Raw genomic sequence first — 24,037 nt, 5'->3', positions numbered from 1 at the left:
GGGCGGGCCTCTGGAGGGGCGCCAGCGCACGTCCTCCCCGACTGTGGGGATGAGCGGCTGGCGGTTCAGGGCCTGACGATAGCGTCCACGGGCACGGAGCGCGCGTTCTGTTCCACCGCGCGCTGCCGGGCGGCCCGGGACAGCGCCAGGGCCAGCCCCGTCACCACCAGGACCAGCGGCACCGCGCACACCAGGTCGATGGTGTAGTGGAAGCGCCCCGCCAGCGTCGCGAAGATGAGGCCCAGCCCGGGGAACAGCATCACCCAGAAGAAGCGCCGCGCGAACCGGAAGGCATAGAAGAGCACCACCAGCGCCACCCCGGTGTGCCCGGACGGGAAGCAGTCCCGGGTGTACACCGGCCCGCGCATCATCGATTCCAGGAGCGGCGTGAGCACCCACCCACGCAGGCCGCCGTCGAAGGCGCCGACGAGGAAGTAGCGCGGCCCCACCGCGGGCACCAGCGAGTACGCCGCGTAGTTGAAGCTCAAGAGCAGGCCCAGGCCCAGCAGGTACTCATCGAAGCCCGGCGTGGGGCCCCGGCCGCGCGCGTACAGGAAGACGCCCAGCAAGAGCGGCCAGATGAAGTGGCCGTAGTAGCAGAGCATCAGCACGTCGTTGGCCCACGGCGGCACCACGTGCGACAGCGCCACCGCCGCCTGGAAGCCGAAGAGGCGCTCGTCCACCGCGATGAGCTGGGCGTCCTTTATCAGCGGGTTCATCCAGTCGACGATGGGCCCCAGCCACCCGTGCGACAGGGCTGACACGGGCAGCAGCCAGAAGTCCGCCGCGATGGCGATGAGCGGCTGGCGAGGAAAGCGCGCCTCCAAGAGGCGCAGCAGCGGCACGCCCAGCGCCATCAGGCCGAACAGACAGGCGCTGCGCAGGGAGTGCGGCGCCCAGCGGGCAGGCCCCACGCACACCAGGGCCGCCACCGAGCAGGCGGCCATCAGGACGATGTCCACCTGACGGAAGCGCACGAGCGCCTCTTCCGCGGGGAAACGGACCTGGGAATGGGGACGCAAGCGCCCCTCGCTGAAAGACCAGATGTTCACGCCGATTTGCGCTCCCCCGGCGATTCGGCTGGCAGCTCGCCGGCCCCCCCGAGATTGAGGCTCCGCACCACCGCCCCTGCTTCGGGCACCACCGCGGACCGCCGCCCCTTCCACCGCTCCAGCAGCGCCAGCATGGCCGGGAAGAACACTGTCGTCCCCAAGAAGGTGGACACGACCCCCAGCAGCGCAATCTGCCCGATGCTCCGCAAGCCCTGGTGGTTCGCGACCATCAGCGCGCCGTAGCCCGCCGCGTTGGACAGGGTGGCCACCACCGCCGCGAAGCCCGTGTTGCGCACCACCCGGCCCAGCGACCCGGGGCCCTCTTCCTCGTACCGGTGGAACAGGTGCACCGAGTTGTCCACCGCGATGGCCAGCAGGTTGGGCAGCACCACCGCGTTGATGAAGTTGAGCTGCACGTCGAACAGGTACATCCCGCCCGCCAGACAGGTCATCCCCAGGAACAGCGGGCCCGCCACCAGCAGCGCCTTCTTGAAGCTGCGCATGCTGATCAGGATGACCCCGAACACCACCGCCGCCGCGGACCAGAGGATGAACGGACCGTCTCCGCGCACCAGCGAGAAGATGCGCGCCGCGATGCGGTTGCTGTCCAGCACCGCCAGGTCGATGCCCTTCTCCTTCGCTCCGACGACCACCTGATCCAGCTGCGCCGCCCAGCGGTTCAGGTCCTGCGTGTCGTAGTTGGACACCGACGGGAACAGCAGCAGGAACATGCCCTTGCCGTCCAGCGCCTCGAACCGGCGGCGCGCCTCCGGAGGCACCTGATCCAGGCCATAGGGCTTCGCGTCCACCATGTCGCGGAACTCGCGGACCCGGGCATCGTCCTGCGCGGACTTCGGCAGCCCGTCCAGGAGCGAGCGGATGCCACCCAGCTCCGCCGCGTGGCCCGCCGCGTCCGAGGGCACGAGGTCGCTCAGGGACGCGGTGCGCAGGAACACGGAGTCCGCGCCGTTCTTCGCCTTCACCTGGGCGATGACGGCCTCCACCTGCCGCACCTGCTCCAGCGAATCCACCGCGAGGATGGCCGGGTTGAGCGGCGCGCCAATCTGCTCCGTGATGTGGTCGTCCAGCCGCGACGCCGGGGAGTCCCCCTTCAGGTTGCGAAGGTTCGTCTCGAAGCCCAGTTGAGGCGCGATCTTCACCGAGTACGCGGCGAAGCCCACCACCAGCAGCGCGATGGCGGTGATGAGCCCCGTGGGCCAGCGGCGCCACTGCTTCCGCGGCACGGCCGGCGCTGCGGGCGCCGTCGCCTGGGCCGCGGAGTCCTGCGCGGAGTCCTTGCGGAAGGGCCGGATGCGCTCGGCGATGGCGAGCAGCGACGGGCCCAGCGCATACGCGGACAGCACCGCCATCAGCACGCCCAGGCCCGCGAGCAGGCCGAACTGCTGGAACGCGTGGAACTGCGCCAGCATCAGCACGAAGAAGGCTGCCGCGTTGGTGAGGGCGGACGTGATGGCGCCGCTGAAGGTGCCGCGCACCGTGGCCGCCAGCGCCTCGCGCACCCCGTGCCGCTCCCGCTCCTCCCAGTAGCGCATCGCCAGGTGCACGCCGTACTCGATGCCCAGGCCGATGAGGATGGCGACGAGGAAGCCCGTCACGATGTTGAGGTGCCCGATCGCGCCCTGCGCGAACGCGAACGTCAGCACCAGCCCCACCACCACCGGCACGCCCACCACCGCCAGCGCCGACACGCGCCGCGTCGCCAGCAGGATGAGCCCCACCGCGATGAGCGCGGACAGCAGGCCCGCGTTTGACAGGTCGCGGCGCATCACCGCGTCCTCTTCAATGCGGTTCTGGAAGTTGCCCGTCGCCTCCAGCGTCACGCCCGGGTACTGCTCGGCCGCGAGCTTGCGGCCGGTGTCCAGCGCCGTCGCCACGAAGCGCCGGGCGAACTCCAGGTCCCCCGCCGTCCCCGACGGCTTGATCATCAGGTAGACCTCCGAGCCGTCCTTGCTCGAAAGCGTCTCCGGCAGCGCCGTGTCCGGCGTGTGCTTGCGGGCGATCTCCTCGAAGGTCGGCGGCGCCTCCTCCGCGCCCAGGTCCACGAACAGGGGGCTGGCGCGCTCCTTCTCGTAGCGGACCCGGGCCTCCAGATCCTCGCGGAGCGCGGCGACCTTCTGCGTGGGCAGCAGGAGCAGCCCGTGGCGGCGGAAGAAGGCGACGTCGTAGTGGTGCTCGACGTAGCGGACCTCCGGGAGGGCCTCCAGACGCTTCTGAAGTTCGGCGGCGTAGGTTTTGAGGGCCTGCGGTGTTCCACCCTTCGCCATGATGACGAGGTACCCGTCACCCCCCGCCTTCTCTGACACGCGTGTCAGATCCCGGACCTCCGGGGCGCCCTCCGGGAGCAGCTCCACGAAGGAGCCCCGGAACTCCAACCGCGACGCGAAGAGGCCCGCGGCGACCGTCACCAGGGCAACAGCGAGCAGCACGTGCCAGGGCCGCGACATCGCCGCCCCGATGAAACCGTCGAACCACCGCTGTCGTCGCGTCTGGGACACCGTTTGCTCCTCTGATGCGTGCCGGCAAAGCAAGAAGCCGGCCACAAACCCGGCACCCGAAACAGCCGGCCCCGTGGAACCCATTCCCCGTGTGAACCCGTGTGTGCCCGGGGTGTTGGAACTCTCACTGGAGGACAGTGTCCTGGAGGCGCGGCGTGCCACCGATACGGCATCCGTGTCAAGGCGCGCTCTGACACGGATGCCCCACGCGACGAGCGACGGAACCGTCCCCGCCTTGACAGTGTGGATTTCCCTCTTTATTCACCCCCACGCGTCGTCCCCTGGGTGGTCACGCGCGCCGGGCGGTCCGAAAACGGAGCGAGCCCTGCATATGGAGAGCGGCTCGGATCACCCCCCGATGCGTAAGAAAGACCACCATGAGCGACGTGTTCGACAAGTGCCGTACCTGGAAGGACTACCGCATCGCCAAGGCCACCGGCCTGTATCCGTACTTCCGGGCGATCGAAGCGTCGCATGGCTCCACGGAGGTGGAGATCGAAGGTCGCCGGGTCATCATGGTGGGCTCGAACAACTACCTGGGCCTCGCCGCGGATCCGCGCGTGAAGGAAGCGGCCATCAAGGCGACGGAGAAGTTCGGCACCACGTGCTCCGGGTCTCGCCTGCTCAACGGCACGCTCGCGCTGCATGAGGAGTTGGAGGCGCGGCTGGCGAAGTTCCTCAACCGCGAGTCCGCCATCGTCATCTCCACCGGCTTCCAGACGAACCTGGCGCTCGCGTCCATCCTGGGCCGCCACGACATCGTCTTCAGCGACCGCCAGAACCACGCGTCGCTGGTGGACGGCGTGCGCCTGTCGTTCGCGACGGAGCGCAAGTTCCGCCACAACGACATGGAGCACCTGGAGCAGCTGCTGGCCGCCGCGGAGCCGGGCGCCGGGAAGATCATCGTCACGGACGGCGTGTTCTCCATGGAGGGCGACGTCTGCAACCTGCCCCGCATCGTGGAGCTGTCCAAGCAGTACAACGCCCGCGTGATGACGGATGACGCGCACGCCATGGGCGTGCTGGGCGAGCTGGGCCGGGGCACCTCCGAGTACTTCGGCCTGGAGAAGGACGTGGACCTGGTGATGGGGACGTTCTCCAAGAGCTTCGCGTCGCTGGGCGGCGTGCTCGCGGGTCCGTTCGACGTCATCAACTACATCCGCCACAAGGCCCGCTCGGTCATCTTCTCCGCGTCCATGACGCCCGCGTCCATCGCGGCGGCGCTCAAGGCGACAGAGATCATCGAGGCGGAGCCGGAGCGCCGCGCGCGTCTGCTGGACATCGCGGAGAAGATGCACAACGGCTTCCGCGCCATGGGCTTCGACACGGGCGTGTCGGTGACGCCGGTGGTGCCGGTGCACATTGGCGACCAGGTGAAGTGCTTCCGCTTCTGGCGCGCGCTGCACGAGGCGGGCGTGTTCGCCAACCCCGTGATTCCCCCGGCGGTGGAGGCGGGCCACGCGCTCATCCGCACCAGCTACATGGCCACGCACACCGACGCGCAGCTGGATCAGGTGCTGGACACCTTCGAGAAGATCGGCCGCAAGCTGAACGTCATCCCGGAGACGCGCCCCACGGTGTACGAGCCGGTGCAGATCGCCCGGCCGGGCAGCGGCGTGCGCGGCAACAAGGCGAGCGAGACGTGGGCCGCGGGCTCCGCCGGCCTGCTCGCGGACAAGGGCTTCTCACTGGAGCAGCTGTCGCGCATGTCGTCGCGCGAGATGGCGGGCAAGTTCTTCGACGCGGTGGAGCAGCTCACCTGGCGCGCGGCGAACCTCCAGCCGGAGGACCTGCGCCGGCTGGGCGGCGCGCCCAAGAAGCTCTGGGAGAAGCGCAGCGAGCTGGGGGGCCTGCTCCTGGAGAAGGGCGCCCACCTCTTCATGCGCAACGGCGACGGTTCCTCCGACGGCAACCAGGCCGAAAGGAACTGAGCTTTACTCATGGCCCACCCCGCCGAGCACGACGCCGTCGCCTCCTCCACCCTTCCCCCCATGCCCTCGGACGTCCAGGTGACGCCCGTGCGCGGCGCCGCGGACCGGATGGCCTTCATCCGGCTGCCGTATGGCCTCTACCGTGACGACCCGAACTGGGTCCCGCCGCTGGAGATGGAGCGCAAGGACTTCCTGGACCCGAAGAAGAACCCCTTCTTCGACTACGCGGAGGTGGAGCTGTTCCTCGCGCGGCGTGGCACGGAGGTGGTGGGCCGCGTGGCCGCCATCAAGAACCCGCGCCACATGGAGGTCCACGGCACGAAGGAGGGCTTCTTCGGCCTCTTCGAGTGCGTGAACGACGCGGGCGTCGCCCGGGGCCTCCTGGACGCCGCCAGCGCGTGGCTGAAGGCGCGCGGCATCGACCGGGTGCTGGGGCCGGCCAACTTCTCCTCCAACCAGGACTGGGGCCTGCTCGTGGAGGGCTTCGACACGCCCCCCGCGCTGATGATGCCGTACAACCCCACGTACTACCTGGGGCTGCTGGAGACGTGCGGCTTCACCAAGGCGAAGGACCTGTGGGCGTGGGAGCTGTCCTCGTCCGCGGAGCCGCCGGCGAAGGTGGCCCGCATCGCGGAGAAGATCCGTCAGCGCGAGGGCATCACCGTGCGCCCCGTGAACCTGAAGGACTTCCCCGCGGAGGTCGCGCGCATCAAGGAGATCTACAACTCCGCCTGGGAGAAGAACTGGGGCTTCATCCCGTTCACCGAGCGCGAGTTCGACCACATGGCCAAGGAGATGAAGGCCATTGTCCGGCCGGAGCTGGTGCTCATCGCGGAGGTGAAGGGGGAGCCCGTCGCCTTCTCCATGACGCTGCCGGACGCCAACCCGGCCTTCAAGGCCGCCAACGGGCGCCTCACCACGTTCGGCCTGCCCATTGGCCTGGTGAAGCTGGTGCTGGCCTCGCGCCGCCTCAAGCGGCTGCGCCTGCTCACGCTGGGCATCAAGGAGGGCTACCGGCGCCGCGGCCTGGACGCCATCCTGTACCTGGACACGCTGCGCACCGCGAAGGCGCTGGGCTACACGGGTGGGGAGGTCTCCTGGACGCTGGAGGACAACCACCTGGTCAACCGCGCCATCGAGTCCATGGGCGGCCAGCGCTCCAAGACGTACCGCGTGTTCCAGCGGCCCGTCTGAGCTTCATGGCCCCCTGAGGACGCTTCCGCCCGGGCACGCTGGCCCGGGCGGACACGCGCCCTGCCCTGCTACTTCGCCTGGGGGGCGGCGCCCGTGGTGCTGGCGGCGGTGTCCTTCACCGAGGCCGCGCTCGTCTCAGCGTTCTGCTTCTCCAGCTGGGCGCGCTTGGACTTGAGCGTCGTCAGCAGGCCGTCGAAGCCCTTCGTCTGGAGGATCTTCCGGAACTGGCCGCTGTACGTGTCCACCAGGGAGACCTCGTCGGTGATGACGTCGTAGATGCGCCAGTCCGTCTTCGCGGAGGTCCGGTAGAGCTTGTAGTCCACGGGCACCTGATCCGACTTCACGGTGAGCTTCGTGTCGACCGTGGCCTCGTTCCCCTGCACGCTCTCCTTGCCGTAGGCCACCTCCGCCTTCGCCTGCCCGATGGCCTTCTGGGCGTACGAGGCGCGCAGCAGCCCCGTCATGGTGTCGGTGAAGTCCTTGCGCTGCGCGGGGGTGAGGCCCTCCCAGGCCTTCTCACCCATGGCGCGCTTGGCCAGCTCCCCGAAGTCGACGAACTTCTCCACGACGGACGCGAGCGACTGGACGGTGGCGCCCGGCGCGTTGGCGGCCTTCTGGACGTCCGCGTTGCCCGACTTCACGACATTGAGCGGAGTCACGGGCGCGGCGGCAAGCAGCGTGGCGGCAAGCAGGGAAGCAATCATTTTGATGAAGCTCCGGGTTGAGGGACGCGTGAAACGACGCGTTAGAAGACTGGCGGCCTGGAAGGGTTATTCATCCGAGGCCGGGACGGCACCCGTCACGCGCGCCAGGGAGGCCATCCCCACGCGCACATCGAACCAGCTCTTGCCCCGCTCCGCCGACGCCTGGGCCAGCGCGGTGAAGGAGTCCACCAGTTCGCGGGTGTCACCGGTGCCCAGATCGAAGGCCGCGTAGGCGGCCGTGGCCCAGCGCTTCGCGTTCTTCTCCGCCTCCGTGAAGGACTTCGCCCGGGCGTAGGCCGCGACGAGCTGGCTCTGCACCTGGGTAACTTCCAACTGGATGCCGGCCTTGAGCGTCTGTTCCTGCGCGCGCAGCTTGTCCAGCTCCGCGCGGGCCTGATCCAACTGCGCGTCCTTGATGGGGATGTCGAAGGTGCCGCGCACCACGAGGCCCAGGCCCACGGTGCGGTCGTTGTACGGATCGTACGCGAAGGGGCTGCGCTGGCGCGTGGCGCTGCTCGTCCAGCGCAGGTCGTAGAAGCCCGCGAGGCCCAGGTCCGGATAGAAGCTGCGCTCGCGGATGAGGACCTCCTGCTCGCGCGCGACGATGCCGGCGGAGATGGCCTTGAGCTCCGGACGGCGCTCGCTGGCTTCCTTCAGCGCGGTCTCCAGGTCGGGCACCTTCACGTCCTCGCGCAGCGGCAGCTCCTCCTCCACCACCTCCACCTGATCCTCCGGGGCGGCGCTGGCCAGCAGCCGGATGGCGGTGAGCGCGAACTGCTCCCCCTGCAGGGCGCTGGCGCGCTGCCCTTCCACGAGCTGGCGGAAGTACCCCACCTTGTACGTGTCCAGCTTCGACACCTGATCCGAGTCCTCCTTGAGCAGCGCGTCGATGCGGTCGCCCGCGTCCTTGAGGCGCTTGGCCACGTCCTCCAGCTGCTTCAGGCCGGTGCGCGCCAGCTGATAGCCGTAGTACGCCTGCGCGGCCTGGAAGCCGGCCTCCGCGCGCACGCGCTCGCGCAACGCCGCGCCGACAATGGGGCCCTGCGCGCCCGCCTTCTCCAGCGCGGTCAGCTTGCCGAACGTGTACAGCGGCAGCACCGCGTTGCCGGTGGAGAACACCGTCACGCCCACCTTGCCGAAGTTCCAGTCGCCCTCCAGCGACGCCTCCGTGGTGGGCGGGCCGCCCAGGCCGTCGTTGCGCGCCTCGGGGACGGGGCCGCCCGCGCCCAGGGTGATTTCGAACTTGGGGAACCAGGCCCACTTCGCCTGCTGGTGCAGCGCCTGGAACTTGCGCAGCTCCGCGCTCGCCTCCGCCACGCGCGCGTCCTGGGTGCGCGCCAGCGCCACCAGTTGGGCCAGGGTGATGGGACCCTTGGGCGGCTTCGTGCCGGCGACGGCTCCCGGCGCCTTCCCTGTCGCGGACGCACTGTCTCCGGGCGGACCGTTCCCGGGGACGACACCGCCCGGAGCGTTGGCCCCGGCGCCCGCGCCTGGCGTGGCGCCGACACCCGGGACACCTGTTCCCGGGGCACCCGTCGTGGGGGGGACACCCGCGCCTGGCGGGGCACCCGCGCCCGGCGTGCCCTGCATCGTCGTGGACGTCTTCGGCGCGGTGCTGGTGGCCCGCTGGGCGGCGTTGCCTGCCTCGGCCGCCTGCCCCGGGTTCAGCGGCGTTGGCCCGGGTGGCAGCATCGAACCGGTGCCCGAGGCGGGGTTGCCGGAGGAGGCCCCCGTTCCGGAGGTTCCGGGCATGCCCGGCGTGCCCGGACTTCCCGAGGCGCCCGGCGAGGGAATGGTGGCGGGTGACAGGCTGCCGGGAGAGGGGGCCGCGGTGCCCGGAGCCCCCGTTCCCGGGGCGTTCGAGGGAGCGGTCGTGGGGGAGAGCTGCGCGCCCGAAACACCGCCCGTGAGCATCATTGCCACTGCGACGACCCTGCCGACTTCTCTGCCCATGCTGTGGTCCGCCTCGTGTGCGGCGGGCATATCCGGAAGCCCGCGCCGGTGCAGCATTTCTGTGCTCCGGCGCGCAGCGCCAGATGTCTGCTTCCGCCCAGTCCCGCCCGCGCGAGGAGGCCCCGTAGCGCGCGTGACAATCGACGACATTCATTTCAGACAGTGCTTGGTCGGCGCGCGGAGGGGTCGCAGAATCCCGCGCCGAGTTCGACGCCTTCCTTCAAGGAAATCCCCATGGCATACACCGACCGCGTCAAGCAGATCCTGTCCTGGTACCCCTCCGACAACCCCGGCACGCTGACGAACCTGGCGCGGCTGCTGAACACCGGCACGCTCGCGGGCACCGGCAAGCTCGTCATCCTCCCGGTGGATCAGGGCTTCGAGCACGGCCCCGCGCGCTCCTTCGGTCCCAACCCGGCCGGGTATGATCCGGACTACCACGTGCAGCTGGCCATCGAGTCGGGCTGCAACGCGTACGCGGCGCCGCTGGGCTTCCTGGAGGCCGTCGCCGGCAAGCTGGCCGGTGAGATTCCCCTCATCCTCAAGGTGAACAACTCCGACTCGCTGGCCAAGACGGCCGCGCCCATGTCCGCGGTGACGTCGTCCGTGAAGGACGCGGTGCGCCTGGGCTGCGCGGCGGTGGGCTACACCATCTACCCGGGCTCGGCCGCCCGCAACGAGCAGTACGAGGACCTGCGCGACATCATCGCGGAGGCCAAGTCCTACGGCCTGCCCACCGTGCTGTGGGCCTACCCGCGCGGCGCCCTGTCCAAGGAGGGCGAGACGGCCATCGACGTGGTGGCGTACGCGGCGCAGATCAGCGCGCAGCTGGGTGCGCACATCATCAAGGTGAAGCCCCCCACGGACTTCCTGGAGCAGGCCGAGGCGAAGAAGGCCTTCGAGAAGGCCAACATCCCCACCAAGACGCTGTCGGACCGCGTGCGCGAAGTCGTGCGCTCCGCGTTCAACGGCAAGCGCATCGTCATCTTCTCCGGCGGCGAGGCGAAGGAGACGTCGGCGCTCATCGACGACATCAAGCAGATCCACCAGGGTGGCGGCTTCGGCTCCATCATGGGCCGCAACGCGTTCCAGCGTCCGCACGGCGAGTCCGTGAAGCTGCTCAAGGACGTGATGAACATCTTCGCCGGCAAGTAGTCGTCGCATCCGCGCCCCTTCCGACCTCCCCCGCGAGGTCCGGGAGGGGCGCCCCCTCCCCTGTCCGGTCGATGGCCGTGATGGAGGTCCGCCTGGCGGGTGGGCGGCCCCGCGTCCGGCCTCCTTCCGTGGCACCCGGGCAGGGGCTCCATTACGGATATACCCATGATGCGCCGACTCAGGATGCCCTCTCCTGACAGTCCGGAGCCGCGCCCCGGGGAGGCGTCCCTGGGCGACGAGGCGCGTGCGGTCCACGAGGTCCTCGCCGGGGGCGGTGACATGGGCGCCCTGATGCGCTCCATGGACTGGTCGAAGACGCCGCTGGGCCCGGTGAAGGATTGGCCGCAGTCGTTGCGCACCTCGGTGAGCACCTGCCTCCATTCCCGCTTCCCCATGCTGGTGTTCTGGGGGCCGCGGCTCGTGAAGCTCTACAACGACGCGTACCGCCCCATGCTGGGCGGCAAGCACCCGCAGGCGATGGGGCGACCCGGGCGGGAGGTCTGGACGGAGATCTGGCCCATCATCGGCCCCATGCTCGAACAGGTGCGCATCGACGCTCGCGCCACCCTGTCGGAGGATCAGCTCCTCTTCCTGGAGCGCCAGGGCTTCACCGAGGAGTGCTACTTCACCTTCTCGTACAGCCCCATCCGCGACGAGACGGGCGGCATCGGGGGCGTGCTCGACACCGCGGTCGAAACCACCCATCGGGTGCTGGACGCGCGCCGCCTCCGGACGCTGCAGGAGCTGGCCACGCGCACCACGGGGAGCCTCCGGGTCCACGACGCGCGGGACCGGGCCATGGAGGCCCTGGCCTCGAACCCGGCGGACCTCCCCTTCGCGCTGCTGTACCGGCTCGACGAGGCGGGCGCCGGGGCCTCGCTCGAGGCCTGGATGGGCCTGGAGGCGGACAGCCCCGCCGGTCCTGCACGGATGATCCCGCGCCCCGGAGCCCCCGCGCCCTGGCCGCTGCCCCAGGGGGGCCGCTCCGGGCAGGCCGAGCGCGTGGGCGGACTGGCGGAGCGCTTCGGCGTCCTGCCCCTTCGCGAGGGCGTGCCCCCGCCAGACTCCGCGCTCGTCCTGCCCATGGGCGGCTCCGGCGAATCCGACGCGGCGGGCCTGCTCGTCCTGGGACTGTCCCCCCGGCTCTCCCTGGACGCGTCCTACCGCTCGTTCCTGGAGCTGGTGGCCAGCGGCCTGGGCTCCGCGATCGCCAGCGCCCGCACCCTCGAAGAGGCCCGGCAGCGCGCCGACGCGCTGATGGAAGTGGACCGGGCGAAGACGGCCTTCTTCTCCAACGTCAGTCATGAGTTCCGCACGCCGCTGACCCTGCTGCTGGGTCCCTTGGAGGACGTGCTCACGGACGCGGAGCACCCGCTGGAGCCCCGGCAGGGGGAGCGGCTCGAGCTGGCGCGGCGCAACGGCCAGCGGCTGCTCGGGCTGGTCAACAGCCTGCTCGACTTCAGCCGGCTGGAGGCGGGCCGGATGCAGGCCTCCTTCGAACCCACCGACCTGGCGGAGCTCACCGCCGGACTGGCGACGGCCTTTGACGCGCTGATCGCGAAGGCGGGGATGCGGCTGGTGGTGGACTGCCCTCCCCTGCCCGAGCCCGTCTGGGTGGACCGCGAACTCTGGGAGAAGGTCGTCCTCAACCTCGTCTCCAATGCCTTCAAGTTCACCTTCGAGGGAGAGATCTCCGTCCGGCTGAAGTGGCGCGGCGACCGGGTGGAGCTGTCCGTCAGCGACACGGGCACCGGCATCCCCCTGGCGGAGGTGCCCCGCGTCTTCGAGCGCTTCCACCGGGTGGAAGCGCTCCGGGGGCGCAGCCATGAGGGGAGCGGCATCGGACTGGCCCTCGTCCAGGAGCTGGTGACGTTGCATGGAGGCACGGTCCGCGTGGAGAGCACGGAGGGCCGGGGCAGCACCTTCACGGTGTCGCTGCCCACGGGTACGGCCCGCCTGCCGCTCGACCTGCGCCGGGACCGTCCGCGGGGCATCCCCAGGAACGCGACGATGGAAGCGCTCGTGCGGGAAGCGTCGTCGTGGCTTCCCGCCTCCCCGGAGTCCTCCTCAAGCGAGACCTCCGCTCCGCCCCGGGAAGCCCCTTCCACTTCCGGGGCCCCGGAGGGCCACGTCCTGCTGGTGGACGACAGCGTGGACATGCGGACCTATGTGCTGCGGTCGCTTGAAGGCCGCTTCACGGTGGAGGCCGTGGCGGACGGGCAGGCCGCGCTCGCCGTGGCGCGGGAGCGGCCGCCGGACGTGGTGGTGTCGGACGTGATGATGCCGGGGCTGGACGGCTTCGGGCTGCTGCGTGAGCTGAAGGCGGACGCGCGCACGGCCCACGTCCCGGTCATCCTCCTGTCGGCGCGGGCGGGTGAGGAGGCGAAGGTGGAGGGGCTCCAGGCCGGCGCGGACGACTACCTCGTGAAGCCCTTCGGCGTCCGCGAGCTGGTGGCGCGACTGGAGGGAACGGTGAGTGGCGCGCGCGCCCGCGTCCAGCGCGAGCACCTGCTCCAGGCCCTCGAGCTCTCCGACACGCGCTACCGGCTGGCCACCCGGGCCACGAAGGACGCCATCTGGGACTGGAACCTGCGCACCCGTGAGATCACCTGGAGCGAGGGCGTGCAGACGCTGTTCGGCTACGCGAGCGACGCGGTGCGGCCCGAATCCACCTGGTGGAGCGAGTGCATCCACCCGGATGACCGGGACCGCGTCGTGAACAGCATCCACGCCATCATCGACGCGCCCGGCGGCAGCGAATGGTGGAGCGAGTACCGGTTCCGCCGCAAGGACGGCACGTATGCCCTCGTGGAGGACCGGGGCTGGGTGGTGCGTGACGGCGCTGGCAGGGCCCTGCGCATGGTGGGCGCGATGCACGACGTCACCGAGCGCAAGTCCGCCGAGGAGACGCTCCGCCGCAGCGAGGAGGAGTTCCGCACGCTCGCGGAGGCCCTGCCGGAGGCGGTCTTCACCGCCGGGCCCGACGGCGACATCACCTACGTGAACGACGTGCTGCCCCGCTACACCGGCACGCCCGCGGCGGGGCTGCTGGGCGATGGCTACCTGGACATCATCCACCCCGAGCAGCGCGACCAGGCCCGGGAAGCGTGGGCGACCGCCCAGCGGGAGCGGACGCTCTACCAGGAGGAGCACCGGGTGCTCGGCCGGGACGGCACGCACCGCTGGAACCTGGTGCGCGCCCTGCCCCTGAAGGACGCGGAGGGCCGGGTGCTCAAGTGGGTGGGCACCTCCACGGACATCCACGAGCTGCACGAAGCCCAGGCGCAGACGCAGCAGCGCGCGGACTTCGAGCAACAGCTCATCGGCATCGTCAGCCATGACCTTCGCAACCCCGTGAGCGCCATCCTCCTGGGCTCCGCCAGCCTGATGCGCCACGAGGAGTTGGACGCGCGCAGCATCAAGGCCGTGAGCCGGATCCAGACCGCCGCGGAGCGGGCCCACCGGATGATCCGCGACCTGCTCGACTTCACCCAGTCCCGCCTGGGGGGAGGCATCCGCATCCAGCGGCGTCCCTCGGATCTGCATGCGGTCCTCCATGGCGTGCTGGAGGAGATTGAAGCGACGCACCCGGATCGGGAGATCCACAAGCGCACCACGGGCGACGGTCACGGCGAGTGGGATCCGGACCGGCTGGGACAGATGGCCCAGAACCTGGTGACCAACGCCCTCAAGTACAGCCCCCGGGACACCCCGGTCGACATCACGACCTGGGCCGACGACGACAGCGTGACCCTGTCCGTCCACAACCAGGGGACGCCCATCCCCCCCGAGCGGCTGGGGCGGCTGTTCCAACCGCTCCAGCGCGCCAGCAGCGACGGGGACAACAGCGGCCGGAGCATCGGGCTGGGGCTCTACATCGTGAAGCAGTTGGTGGAAGCCCACGGCGGCACCGTGGGGGTGGAGTCCACGGCCGACGCCGGCACCACCTTCACGGTGCGGCTGCCCCGTCACGCGCCCGGTGTGCCTCCAGGCAAGGTGGGGAACGCGCTGTAGCAACCCCCTCGCGCGGACCACCGTTCCGGCGATGCGCGGCCCGAAGCTGGGGACGAGCCCGCAAAGCAAAAGGCCCGCGAGATTTCTCTCGCGGGCCTTTTCCATTTCAGAGTGGAGCCAACCGGGATCGAACCGGTGACCTCCTGAATGCCATTCAGGCGCTCTCCCAGCTGAGCTATGGCCCCTTCTTTTCTACATGCTGCCGGTACCGCTTGTGGGGAGCGGTTCCGCCCTGCGAAGGCGGCGCACTTCTACCGTTTCTTCGTTCCAGTTGCCACAACTGTTTGAGGCCGCGCGACACTTTTCGCGACCGGAGGCTTCGACACCTTCAACCGCTCCGCGGCCTCTTCTCCTTCCCGGAGCAGATCCGTGAGCTGCGCGGCGTGATCCGCGGACGCCTTCTCGGCGGCCGCGATGGCCGCGAGGAACCGGTCGAAGCCCGGGGGCAGCGTCAGGCGGCCCTGCTGGATGCTCTGCCAGACGGCCTCACCGAACTCCCGGTGCGTCTGCTCCTTCTTGTCCTTGAGGAACGCGGCCTTGCCGTTGGCGCGCGCCAGCTCCGTGTTGCGCTCGACGGCCTCACGCAGCTTGGCGAGCTTGGACTCGGCCGCCTGGAAGGCCTCGTTGATCTGCTTCATCACTTCGGACTGCTTCGGGTCTGCTGCCACGGCTGTCACCCTCAGGAGAAGTCGTTCGTGCGTAACGTGGCGGCTCGCCGACTGTCAACCCGGCTTGCGGACGAGGCGCGCGGCGAAGAAGCCCCCACCGGGGACGCGGGGCGGCAGGGCGCGCAGGTACGGCCCGTCCACACCCACCTGGAGCTCCGGCGGCCACCCCTCCCCCACCGGCTCCAGCGCGAAGTCCGGATGCTTCGCGAGGAAGCCCTCCACCACCCGGTCGTTCTCCTCCGGCAGCACCGAGCACGTGGCATAGACGATGCGCGCCCCGGGCTTCACCTTCGCGGCCACCTCCGCCAGCAGCGCGGACTGGGTGGTCTGGAACTCCTTGATGGCCTTGGCGGTGAGCTTCCACTTCTGATCCGGCTCGCGCGCCAGCGACCCCGTGCCGCTGCACGGCGCGTCCACCAGCACCACGTCCACCGCCTCCAGTGGCACCGGGTGCGGGAACGTCACCTGCTTGAGGCTGAACTCGCGCACCCGCTCCCGCGCGTCCGCCAGCCGCCGCTTGGAGCGGTCTCCCGCGAGCACCCGCCCCTTCGCGCCCACCGCGTCCGCCAGCCCCAGCGTCTTGCCCCCGGCCCCCGCGCAGATGTCCGCCACGGTGAGCCCCACGAGCGAACCCCCGGGCGGCACACACGCCTGGACGATGAGCTGGCTGCCCACGTCCTGCACCTGGAGCCGCCGGGACTTCATCACCTTCGTCTCGAAGATGCGGTGGCTGGCATCCGCGACGCGCAGCGCGTCCGGCGAGGACGGCACCGCCTCCGCCACCACGCCCTCCTCCGCCAGCGCCGCGAGCACCGCGTCCCGGGTCCCCGCCGGCCGCACGCGGAAGTGCAGCGCGGGCTCTTCATCCAGGGACGCCATCAGTCCGGCCAGCGTCGCTTCCGGGTAGACGTCCGCCAGCCGCTGGGTGAGCCACCCCGGGAAGGAGTACCGGGTGGCCAGCCGATCCGCGACGGACTCCGACTCCGAGGAGGGAACCTCCGGAAGCGGCTTCGTGACCAGGCCCTCCAGCACCGCGTCATGCAGGGTGCGCGGCCGCACCGGGCCCGGCAATCGCACCTCCGGGCCGATGCGTGTCCAGCCCTCGCCACAGAAGAGCCGGCGCCAGAGCGTGTAGCGCACCAGCGCCTGGTCCTCCGTCATGACGATCTTCGCGTGCGAGTGGCCCAGCAGCCGCGCCGCCAGGTCCAGCAGCCGCATGTGCCGAGACAGCTCGCGCGACGCCATCGCCACGAACCGCCGCTCCTGCCCGCCCAGCCCCTCGGCATCGCGCAGCGCGTTGGCGAGCGCCGCCTTCAGCGGATCCCCCTTGAGCACCGCGATGTGGGTCTCCAGGGCGGCGGTGGCCGCGCGCCGGGACGGACGCCCCAGGCGCGACGGATCATGCGGCGAAGGCCAGAGGGGAATCTCCACGGGGGTGTGTCCTCTTCTTCGCTTCAGTCGCGCAGCGGCACGCACACCGCCAGCGCGCCCGTCCGCGTCCGCGTCTGGGGAGACGCCCCCAGGCCGAGGAACAGGTAGCAGGGCGCGGCATAGCGTTCCCCGTCCAGCTCCAGGTCGCCCTCCACCAGGAGGACCCCCTGGCCACGATGAGGCGGGGGCCAGCGATGCTCCGCTCCGGACGTCAGCCGCACCCAGGTCCGGGGGGCCTCCGACTCCGGGCTGGCCGAACGTGCGCCCGGCGCGAACTCCGTCCAGGCCGGCGAGTCTGGCGCCAGCGGCGCCTCCGCGGCGGCGAGCGCCTGACGCTTCAGGTCGAGGAAGCGCTCGACCAGCCCCATGATGTCGTCCACCTGGAAGGGCTTCATCAGGAGCGCGTCGGGCTCGAAGGGGTGCAGGGCCTGGACGACCTCGTCGGGACCGGCGGCGCTGACGATGACCACCGGGTGCAGGCGACGACGCGCTGCTTCCAGGATGCCCTTGCCGTCGTTGTGGTTGCCCGCGATGCGCAGGTCGCTCATCACCAGCTCGAAGCGGTCCGTCTGGAGGGCGGACAGCGCTTCATGGATGGTGCCCACCGCCTGCACGTCCGCCAGCTCGGAGACCAGCTCACCCATTCCTTCGCGGAGGCTCGGATCGTCCTCGACCAGCAGAACCTTCATCGCGACTCCCAGCGCGGAGGACAAAGGGGTGCTTTCACGGTCGGTCATCCGAAGGAGGCGGCATCTCGGACGCCGGTGCTGCGTTTGGGGGAATGGCCCTCCCCGGACTCGAACCGGGACGCGGGGTCAGCCGCAGCGGATTTTGAGTCCGCCTCGTCTACCAATTTCGACAGAGGGCCCCTTGGGTGAAAGCGAGGCGGCCGAACGTATATCGCGCCTTCGGTTCGTGTGCATCCGAAGATTGCGGTGGTCCACGCACACCGCTAAAGGGGCTGCGCATGTACAACCTTCTCATCTCCCTGGCCATCGGGCTGGCGGTCGCCGTGCTGGTCAAGCTGGTCGGCGGCTTCTCCTGGTGGGCCGGCATCGTGCCCGGCGTCATCGCCCTCTTCGCCGCCTACATCGTGCTCGCCCGCCGGGTCTCCACCCGGGTCCAGGCGCTCATGACCACGGTCCAGAATGATCTCCAGGGCCAGCCCGCCAACCAGAAGGAGGCCCAGGGCCGCGTGGACCGGGCCGTCAAGACGCTGGAGCAGGGCCTCGTCTGGGACAAGTGGCAGTTCCTCATCGGTCCGGAGATCCACGCCCAGATCGGCATGCTCAAGTACATGGTGAAGGACATTGAAGGCGCGAAGCCGCACCTGAAGCAGGCCAGCGGCCGCAACTACATGGCCAAGGCCATGGAGGGCGCCCTGCACTTCCGCCTCAACGACAAGGACGCCATGAAGGCCTCCTTCGAGGCCGCGGTGAAGAGCGGCAAGAAGGAATCCATCGTCTGGGCCGTGTACGCCTGGTGCCTCTTGCAGCAGAAGGACAAGGACGCCGCCCAGCGCGTGCTCGCCCGGGGCGTGGAGCAGAACCCGTCCGATGAGAAGCTCAAGGGCAGCCTCGCCCAGCTGCAGAACGACAAGCGCCTGAAGATGAAGCCCTACGAGCCGCTCTGGTGGCAGTTCGGCCTGGAAGCCCCGCCGGTGATGCCCCCCATGGGCGGCCGTCGCGTCCAGTTCACCCAGCGACGCTGAAGTCCGACGTCGGGTCGTTGAAGCGGAGTCGAAGCAACGGGAGGCTTGGTCGGCCTGGCGTCCAGCCGACGATGAAGCCTCCCCGCGGTACGGTAGGGCGTCGCCTGGAACGACGTTTAAGCTCTGTTGATGGCGCTGCCCTCCAGCGCCGTCCGGGGCGGATGGATCCCCCGAGCCACCGCGCGGCGGCCGCCTTCGCGCAAGGCCCTCCGTTGCCCTCCCGTCCGGCAATTCCTACCGGGAGCGCATGCCCGGGTGCTGCAACGTCTTCCGATCCTCCGGACGTCCGACGCGTCAGGTGTGTCGCAACCCCCTGAAAAGAGGTCCACGCGCGTCTGGATCTCCGGGGCACACGCTTTGCTCTCGGGCAGGGACACGCAGGTAACCCGGGCAGGAAGGCCCTGGAGCCTCGCGGAGGCGGACGGGCTTGGCAGCCGGAGGTCTCGGGTGAAGTCTGGATGGGTGGGTGGGTGCTTGCAGGATGAGGCGGCGGCGGGTGCGCGTGGGGCGCAAGGGCGAGGGGAGCACCTCGAGGGGCGTGGCGCCCGAGACTTTCGGCCTGCCATTTCTGGCAAGGCGAGCGGAGCGAACCAGTTCATGGAACGGCACGGCCGCGGCAGTGAGCGGGCGCTTCTCCTCATCATCGAAGACGACACCGGTGTGCGCGAAGGTCTGATGGACCTGCTCGCCCCCCGCTTCGACATCCTGGCCGCGGCGGACGCGGGCGCGGGTGTGGAGCTGGCGCGAGAGCACCGCCCGGACCTCGTCCTCCTGGACCGGTTCCTGCCCTCCGGGGATGGGCTGGCGGTCCTGGAGACGCTCCAGGGCGACGTGCGCACGGAGACGGTGCCCGTCATCTTCCTCACAGGGGACGCGGACGAGGCGACCCTGGAGAAGTGTCTGGAGATGGGCGCCGTGGACTTCATCCACAAGCCGGCGAGCTCGCGCGAGCTGCTCGCCCGCATCGACCGGGCGGTGCGCCAGAGCGAGCAGCAGCGCAAGCTCCAGGTGCTGGCGCAGACGGACGCGCTCACGGGCCTGGCGAACTTCCGGGCGCTGTCGGTGCGGCTGGACGACGAGTTCAAGCGCGCCCAGCGCTACGGCTACGCGCTGAGCGTGGTGGTCATCGACCTGGATCACCTGAAGGCCATCAACGACGGCATGGGGCACGACGTGGGCAACCGCGCCATCCTGTCCCTGGCCACGCTGATGCAGGGCAACCTGCGCGAGTCCGACTTCGCGGCGCGCTTCGGCGGCGACGAGTTCGTGGTGCTGCTGCCCCACCAGACGTCCATGGAAGCGGCCGTGTTCGCGGAGCGGCTGCGCACGGAATTGCGCGGCGTGAACGTGCAGCGCAGTGACGGTCGCCCGGCGCCGTTCGGTCTGAGCATCAGCGTGGGCGTGGCGGACCACACGGTCGAAGGCCCGCGCGAGAGCACGGAAGCATTGCTGAAGGCGGCGGACGCCGCGCTGTACGAGGCCAAGCGGGAAGGACGCGACCGGGTGGTGGTGTACGGCCAGTCGCTCCATGGCTCGCCGGCGCAGCGGCACTGATGGCGGGAAGGATCGAGGGCGCGCGATGAGCGGGATCAGCAAGCTGGCGAGTGGTTCAAGGGTGGCGATCGTCGGCGGCGGCATCGCGGGTGCGGGGCTCGCGGCCTCGCTGCTCTTCAATGGTCGCGCGCGGGGCGTGGCCCTGGACGTGCGCATCTACGCGGGGGGCACCGAGGAGCGCACCGCCCCCCCTGCCCTGCTGACTCCTGAATGCCGCTCGCGGCTGGCGGCGCTCGGCTGCCGCATCCCGCCCGAGTGGCGCACGCACGAACTGCGCGGCGTGGAGATCATCTCGCAGGGCGAGCGTGAGCTCTTGCCGTGCGCGCCCGGAGGCCTGTGGGTGGTGGATGGCTGGCCGCAGGGCGAAGGCGGCCTGGATCAGGTGCGGCAGGTGCTGTCCACGGCGGCCAGTTCCCAGGGCGCTCGCTTCGTGAACCGCAACGTGGAGCGCGTGGAGCGGCAGGCGCCCGCGCCGGATGCGCCCACGGCGGTGCGCAACGCGGGGCCGCTGGTCGTCCGCGCGCAGGGCAGTGGCGAGCGCTTCCACGCGGTGGCGCTGGCCGCTGGCGCGGGGCCGCTGCTGGGGGATGCCTTCTTCAAGGGTTTCCGTCCGGCGCCGTCCATGCCCGCGGTGCAGGCACGGCTCAAGGGCGCGATGGTGGGCCGGGAGCTGATGCCGGTGGCGCGCCTCTGGGTGTCGCCGCTGCCCGCGGTGGATGCGCTGTTCCTCATCCCGGGCGCGGGCTCCGTGTACGCGCTGGCCTTCGGCGCGGCGGTGACGCCCGCGGACCTGTGCCAGGTGCTGATGATGGCCGCGCGCGACGGCCTGCTGGAGGAAGGCTTCGAGGTCGCCGCGCTGGAGACGACGCGCCTGCCCTACGGCCCCGGCCGCACGCTGGTGGCGCCCGGGCAACTGGTGGTGGGGCCGGCCGCCTTCGGTCACCCGCTGCAGGTGGGCCTGTCGGAGACGCTGGCGTCGTGCAGCCGCGCCGCCGTGGCGCTGCTGGACGGGGGCCTGGATGCGGCGTCGCTGGAGCGCCGGTATGTGCGCGACGGGCTGGGCGAGCTGATGGAGGACGCGGCGGCCGGAGCGCGCGCCGTCACGTGGCTGCGGCGCGCGGGCAAGCGGGCCCCGGCGGCCTTCGTCGCGGCGCGCTCGAAGCACACCCTGGGCAGCGTGTATGGCGGCGGCGTGCTGGGACTCAATGCCCCCACCCCGCTGTCCCTGCTGGCCGCGGCGCGCTGGGCGGGCGTGCGGGAAGTGGTGGGCTCGTGGCTGCGCACGCCGATGGAGCCCGTGCCCACGATGGTGCCGGAGGTGGAGCCGGACCTGTACTACGTGGTGGACGACGACGCGGACACGCGTGAGGCACTGACGCTGCTGTTGGAGAGCACCGGCGCGCGCGTGGTGTCCTTCGCGGATGAGCTGGCGCTGTTCTGCGCGGTGGCGCGGCGTCCGCCCACCGCAATCCTCCTGGACGTGGTGCTGCACTGGGTGGACGGCCTGCGCCTGTGCGAGGGCCTCAAGCAACACCCGCTCACCCGGGACACCCGCGTGCTGGTGATGAGCGGCCTCAACCGTCCGCACGTACGGCAGCGCGCGCTCGACGCGGGTGCGGAGGCCTTCCTGCCCAAGCCGGTGAACCCGGACCGCCTGCTCTGCCAGCTCACCGGACGCGTGCCGGAGCCGCTCGGCACGCCGGCCATCGTGCGCCCTGCCTCCGTGGAGCCGTTTGGCGAGGACCGCTACGCCTCCTGACTGTCGCGTGGGGCGTCGGACACCGGGCCTGGACCGACGGATGGCTTGTGCGTCGGGGTGGCCGTGCGCACGGAGGCCGCCCCATGACCACGACCTCCCGTCTCTTCGCAGGTGCCCTGCTCTGCCTCTCGCTTGCGTGCACGCAGTTGGTGGTGGCGAGCGGGCTGGGCCGGAAGAACGCAGTTCGGGCGTCTGGTGGGCACGGCGGTCGCGGCCGACGGCACGCTGCTCGTCGCGGACGATGCGAACGGCGTCATCTACCGCATCCGCTACGCGGGCTGGACTTCACCCGCAGCTATCTTTGAATTCACTACAGGTGCGACCCTGCCGGACGGCTTCCAGTGAGGATTCCGCCCGGCCCGGGGCCGGCTTTCGTCAGGCCGTGACCTGGCGGATGCCCCGACGCAGCGCCAGTGAACCGGACATCATCGCGATGCCTCGGAAGAACACGCCGACCCCGACGAGCGTCCCCACCAGCCAGACGGAGGACGTGGGCCACTGCGCCATGACGCTGATGCCCAGGAAGACGGAGATGAGGCCGAAGGCCGCGTCCCAACCCCACTGGGGATAGCGGTCCATGACGGACGTGATGACGTGGAAGAGGCCGTTGGCGAAGAAGAAGCCGGCGAGCAGCAGCGTGAGGGAGGCAAGCCCTGCCCCCGGGAACACGACGGCGAGGATGCCGACCACGGAGGTGAGGAGGCCGCCCAGGATGAAGGACCAGAACGGGCCGCCGCCCTGGGCGCGCAGCCGGACGCCAGCGACGATCTCCGCGATGCCGCCAATCACCAGCATCATTCCGATGAAGAAGATGGTGACCATGCTGGTGAAGAAGGTGGCTCCCAGCAGCACGATGCCGGCGGCCGCTGTCAGCATGCCCAGGAGGAAGGGGGCGCCCCAGACGGCCGAGGCGCCCTTGGAAGGACGCTCCGGTCGGGTCTCCGGCGCGCGTTCAAATCTCGTTTCCATCGCGATCTCCGCTGTGGTGGCTCCCGGCATCGAGCACCCTCGGCCGCCTGCCGGTCCGGGAGCGGACTCACTGGAAGCGTTTCCCGTGCAACATGGGAGCGCCCGCGGGTGGCAACAATCCGCCTTCACTTCAGGCAGGACGGACCAGCGAGCGCGTGCCCTGGCGCCACCCCTGATCAGGGTTCGGGGCGAGCGTAGGGAGGCTCGAGGAACACCGCGCCGGGCTCCCGGCGGAACCAGGTGAGCTGACGCTTGGCGTACCGCCGCGTCTCCTGCGCGGTGTCGAGGATGGCCTCCTCGCGTGTCATCCGCCCTTCCACCACGGCGCGCGCCTGCACGTAGCCGACGCTGCGCATGGGCGCCGCGTCCGCGTAACCGCGCTCCAGGAGGGACCGCGTCTCCTCCACGAGCCCCCGGGCGAACAGCGCCTCCGTGCGCGCGTTGATGGCGGCGTACAGCGCTTCGCGCGGAGGGTTGAGCACGAACAGGCGGAAGGCGTAGCGGTCCGGCGCGAAGGCATGGGCGCGGCGGAACTCCGAGGCCGGGACGCCCGTCTGGGCGTGGATCTCCAGCGCCCGGACGACGCGCACCAGGTCCTGGGGCGGCAGCTTCGTCGCGGTCTCCGGATCCACCTCGGCCAGCCGGCGGTGCACGGCCTCCCTCCCCTGCTCCGCCGCCACCGCCTCCAGCTCCGCGCGCAGCGACGGCAGGGCGCCGGGAGCGTCCACCACCCCATGCAGGAGGACGCGGAGGTAGAGGCCGGTGCCTCCAACGACGAACACCGCGCGTCCACGTGAAGCGATGTCCGCGATGGCCGCGTCCGCGCGGCGCTGGTACTCGGCGGCGGAGAAGGTCTCCAGCGGATCCACGGCCGACACGAGGTGGTGCGGCACGGCGGACAGCTCGTCGGGGGAAGGCTTCGCGGTGCCGATGTCGAAGGCGCGGTACACCTGCTGAGAGTCCGCGCTGACAATCTCTCCGCCCGCCTCGCGCGCCCAGGCGATGGCCAGCGCCGTCTTTCCCGACGCCGTGGGCCCTGCGATCACCGTCAACGGCACCCGCGTCTCAACCACCGTCATCCGCCTCCGACGCCCCCTGTAACGCAGTCACGCGCCAGGAGCGAGCCCTGGCCTACGTCCGCCCGTCCGCGTCCAACCGCGCCCGGACCACCGCCGCCGCGGAGGCATCGCGTGCGAACACGAGCCTCGCCGTCTCCACCGACGACAACACCCGCCCGGCTGCACCCACCAGCGCGGCCCGGCCCGCGACGGTCGGCTCGGGCAACAGGGCATTGAGCAGCAGCACCCGGGCCACATCCCCGGCCCCCTGCGCTTCCCACCGCGAATCCACATCCCACGCCAGCGTGCCCACCGCGACGAGCGCGGCCTCGGTGGCTCGGCTCAGCACGTTCCACGGGGTCCCGGCG

General features: G+C 70.6%; 17 protein-coding genes, 2 tRNA genes and 1 pseudogene. 8 read left to right on the top strand and 12 right to left on the bottom strand.

Annotated features, from left to right (window positions below):
* Window positions 1–65 precede the first annotated feature (65 nt).
* The gene (locus tag D7X74_RS21185) at window positions 66–1,052 is read right to left on the bottom strand and encodes a phosphatase PAP2 family protein (protein ID WP_233595680.1); all 987 of its coding nucleotides are present in this window, start codon (window positions 1,050–1,052) and stop codon (window positions 66–68) included.
* Window positions 1,049–3,517, bottom strand: a complete 2,469-nt coding sequence (locus D7X74_RS21180; protein ID WP_233595681.1) for an RND family transporter — start codon at window positions 3,515–3,517, stop codon at window positions 1,049–1,051. The genes D7X74_RS21185 and D7X74_RS21180 overlap by 4 nt, the downstream gene beginning before the upstream one ends.
* Window positions 3,518–3,945: 428 nt before the next feature.
* Here D7X74_RS21180 and D7X74_RS21175 point away from each other — a divergent pair, with 428 nt between their 5' ends.
* Both D7X74_RS21175 and D7X74_RS21170 read left to right on the top strand, forming a co-directional pair.
* The gene (locus D7X74_RS21175; protein ID WP_120534799.1) at window positions 3,946–5,499 is read left to right on the top strand and encodes a pyridoxal phosphate-dependent aminotransferase family protein; all 1,554 of its coding nucleotides are present in this window, start codon (window positions 3,946–3,948) and stop codon (window positions 5,497–5,499) included.
* Window positions 5,500–5,508: 9 nt separating this feature from the next.
* Window positions 5,509–6,693, top strand: a complete 1,185-nt coding sequence (locus D7X74_RS21170; RefSeq protein WP_120534798.1) for an N-acetyltransferase — start codon at window positions 5,509–5,511, stop codon at window positions 6,691–6,693.
* Window positions 6,694–6,761: 68 nt separating this feature from the next.
* Here the strand turns inward: D7X74_RS21170 and D7X74_RS21165 are convergent, their stop codons facing one another.
* The gene (locus D7X74_RS21165; RefSeq protein WP_120534797.1) at window positions 6,762–7,397 is read right to left on the bottom strand and encodes a phospholipid-binding protein MlaC; all 636 of its coding nucleotides are present in this window, start codon (window positions 7,395–7,397) and stop codon (window positions 6,762–6,764) included.
* A 66-nt stretch (window positions 7,398–7,463) separates the two neighbouring features.
* Window positions 7,464–9,350, bottom strand: coding sequence for a TolC family protein (locus D7X74_RS21160; protein ID WP_120534802.1), 1,887 nt, complete (start codon window positions 9,348–9,350; stop codon window positions 7,464–7,466).
* A 234-nt stretch (window positions 9,351–9,584) separates the two neighbouring features.
* On the opposite strand from D7X74_RS21160, the gene D7X74_RS21155 reads away from it, so the two are divergent.
* Together D7X74_RS21155 and D7X74_RS21150 are read left to right on the top strand one after the other, a co-directional pair.
* The gene (locus tag D7X74_RS21155) at window positions 9,585–10,505 is read left to right on the top strand and encodes a class I fructose-bisphosphate aldolase (RefSeq protein ID WP_120534796.1); all 921 of its coding nucleotides are present in this window, start codon (window positions 9,585–9,587) and stop codon (window positions 10,503–10,505) included.
* Between the two features lie 165 nt (window positions 10,506–10,670).
* The gene (locus tag D7X74_RS21150; RefSeq protein WP_120534795.1) at window positions 10,671–14,519 is read left to right on the top strand and encodes an ATP-binding protein; all 3,849 of its coding nucleotides are present in this window, start codon (window positions 10,671–10,673) and stop codon (window positions 14,517–14,519) included.
* 112 nt (window positions 14,520–14,631) lie between these two features.
* Here the strand turns inward: D7X74_RS21150 and D7X74_RS21145 are convergent.
* The 5 genes from D7X74_RS21145 to D7X74_RS21125 all read right to left on the bottom strand — a co-directional run bounded on the left by D7X74_RS21145 (window position 14,632) and on the right by D7X74_RS21125 (window position 17,486).
* Window positions 14,632–14,704 (bottom strand) — tRNA-Ala (locus D7X74_RS21145).
* A 66-nt stretch (window positions 14,705–14,770) separates the two neighbouring features.
* Entirely contained in the window at window positions 14,771–15,187 is a 417-nt protein-coding gene (locus tag D7X74_RS21140) for a hypothetical protein (protein ID WP_120534794.1), read from the bottom strand.
* A gap of 54 nt (window positions 15,188–15,241) precedes the next feature.
* Entirely contained in the window at window positions 15,242–16,618 is a 1,377-nt protein-coding gene (locus tag D7X74_RS21135) for an RsmB/NOP family class I SAM-dependent RNA methyltransferase (RefSeq protein ID WP_199741868.1), read from the bottom strand.
* A gap of 23 nt (window positions 16,619–16,641) precedes the next feature.
* On the bottom strand, window positions 16,642–17,307 hold the full coding sequence (locus D7X74_RS21130) for a response regulator (protein ID WP_120534793.1): 666 nt from the start codon (window positions 17,305–17,307) through the stop codon (window positions 16,642–16,644).
* 93 nt (window positions 17,308–17,400) lie between these two features.
* Window positions 17,401–17,486 (bottom strand) — tRNA-Leu (locus D7X74_RS21125).
* Between the two features lie 99 nt (window positions 17,487–17,585).
* Here D7X74_RS21125 and D7X74_RS21120 point away from each other — a divergent pair.
* The 4 genes from D7X74_RS21120 (at window position 17,586) to D7X74_RS21105 (ending at window position 21,987) form a co-directional block, all read left to right on the top strand.
* Complete coding sequence (locus tag D7X74_RS21120) at window positions 17,586–18,329, top strand: M48 family metallopeptidase (RefSeq protein WP_120534792.1); 744 nt, start codon at window positions 17,586–17,588, stop codon at window positions 18,327–18,329.
* A 597-nt stretch (window positions 18,330–18,926) separates the two neighbouring features.
* The gene (locus tag D7X74_RS21115) at window positions 18,927–19,883 is read left to right on the top strand and encodes a diguanylate cyclase (RefSeq protein WP_120534791.1); all 957 of its coding nucleotides are present in this window, start codon (window positions 18,927–18,929) and stop codon (window positions 19,881–19,883) included.
* 25 nt (window positions 19,884–19,908) lie between these two features.
* Window positions 19,909–21,642: a two-component system response regulator gene (locus D7X74_RS21110; protein ID WP_120534790.1), complete on the top strand. Its 1,734-nt coding sequence runs from the start codon at window positions 19,909–19,911 to the stop codon at window positions 21,640–21,642.
* Window positions 21,643–21,837: 195 nt separating this feature from the next.
* A complete protein-coding gene (locus D7X74_RS21105) occupies window positions 21,838–21,987 on the top strand; it encodes a hypothetical protein (protein ID WP_199741867.1) in 150 nt (49 codons plus the stop codon).
* 30 nt (window positions 21,988–22,017) lie between these two features.
* Here the strand turns inward: D7X74_RS21105 and D7X74_RS21100 are convergent, their stop codons facing one another.
* From D7X74_RS21100 to D7X74_RS21090, 3 genes and pseudogenes are all read right to left on the bottom strand, one after another.
* Window positions 22,018–22,611: an HdeD family acid-resistance protein gene (locus D7X74_RS21100; RefSeq protein ID WP_120534788.1), complete on the bottom strand. Its 594-nt coding sequence runs from the start codon at window positions 22,609–22,611 to the stop codon at window positions 22,018–22,020.
* Between the two features lie 176 nt (window positions 22,612–22,787).
* Window positions 22,788–23,690, bottom strand: coding sequence for a tRNA (adenosine(37)-N6)-dimethylallyltransferase MiaA (miaA, locus tag D7X74_RS21095; RefSeq protein WP_120534787.1), 903 nt, complete (start codon window positions 23,688–23,690; stop codon window positions 22,788–22,790).
* A gap of 52 nt (window positions 23,691–23,742) precedes the next feature.
* Window positions 23,743–24,037 (bottom strand): annotated as a pseudogene (locus tag D7X74_RS21090) (hypothetical protein); the annotation flags it as partial.

Source organism: Corallococcus sp. CA047B (assembly GCF_003612065.1).
In the GTDB taxonomy this organism is placed as follows: domain Bacteria; phylum Myxococcota; class Myxococcia; order Myxococcales; family Myxococcaceae; genus Corallococcus; species Corallococcus praedator.
This window is presented reverse-complemented; position numbering and strand designations above follow the sequence as displayed.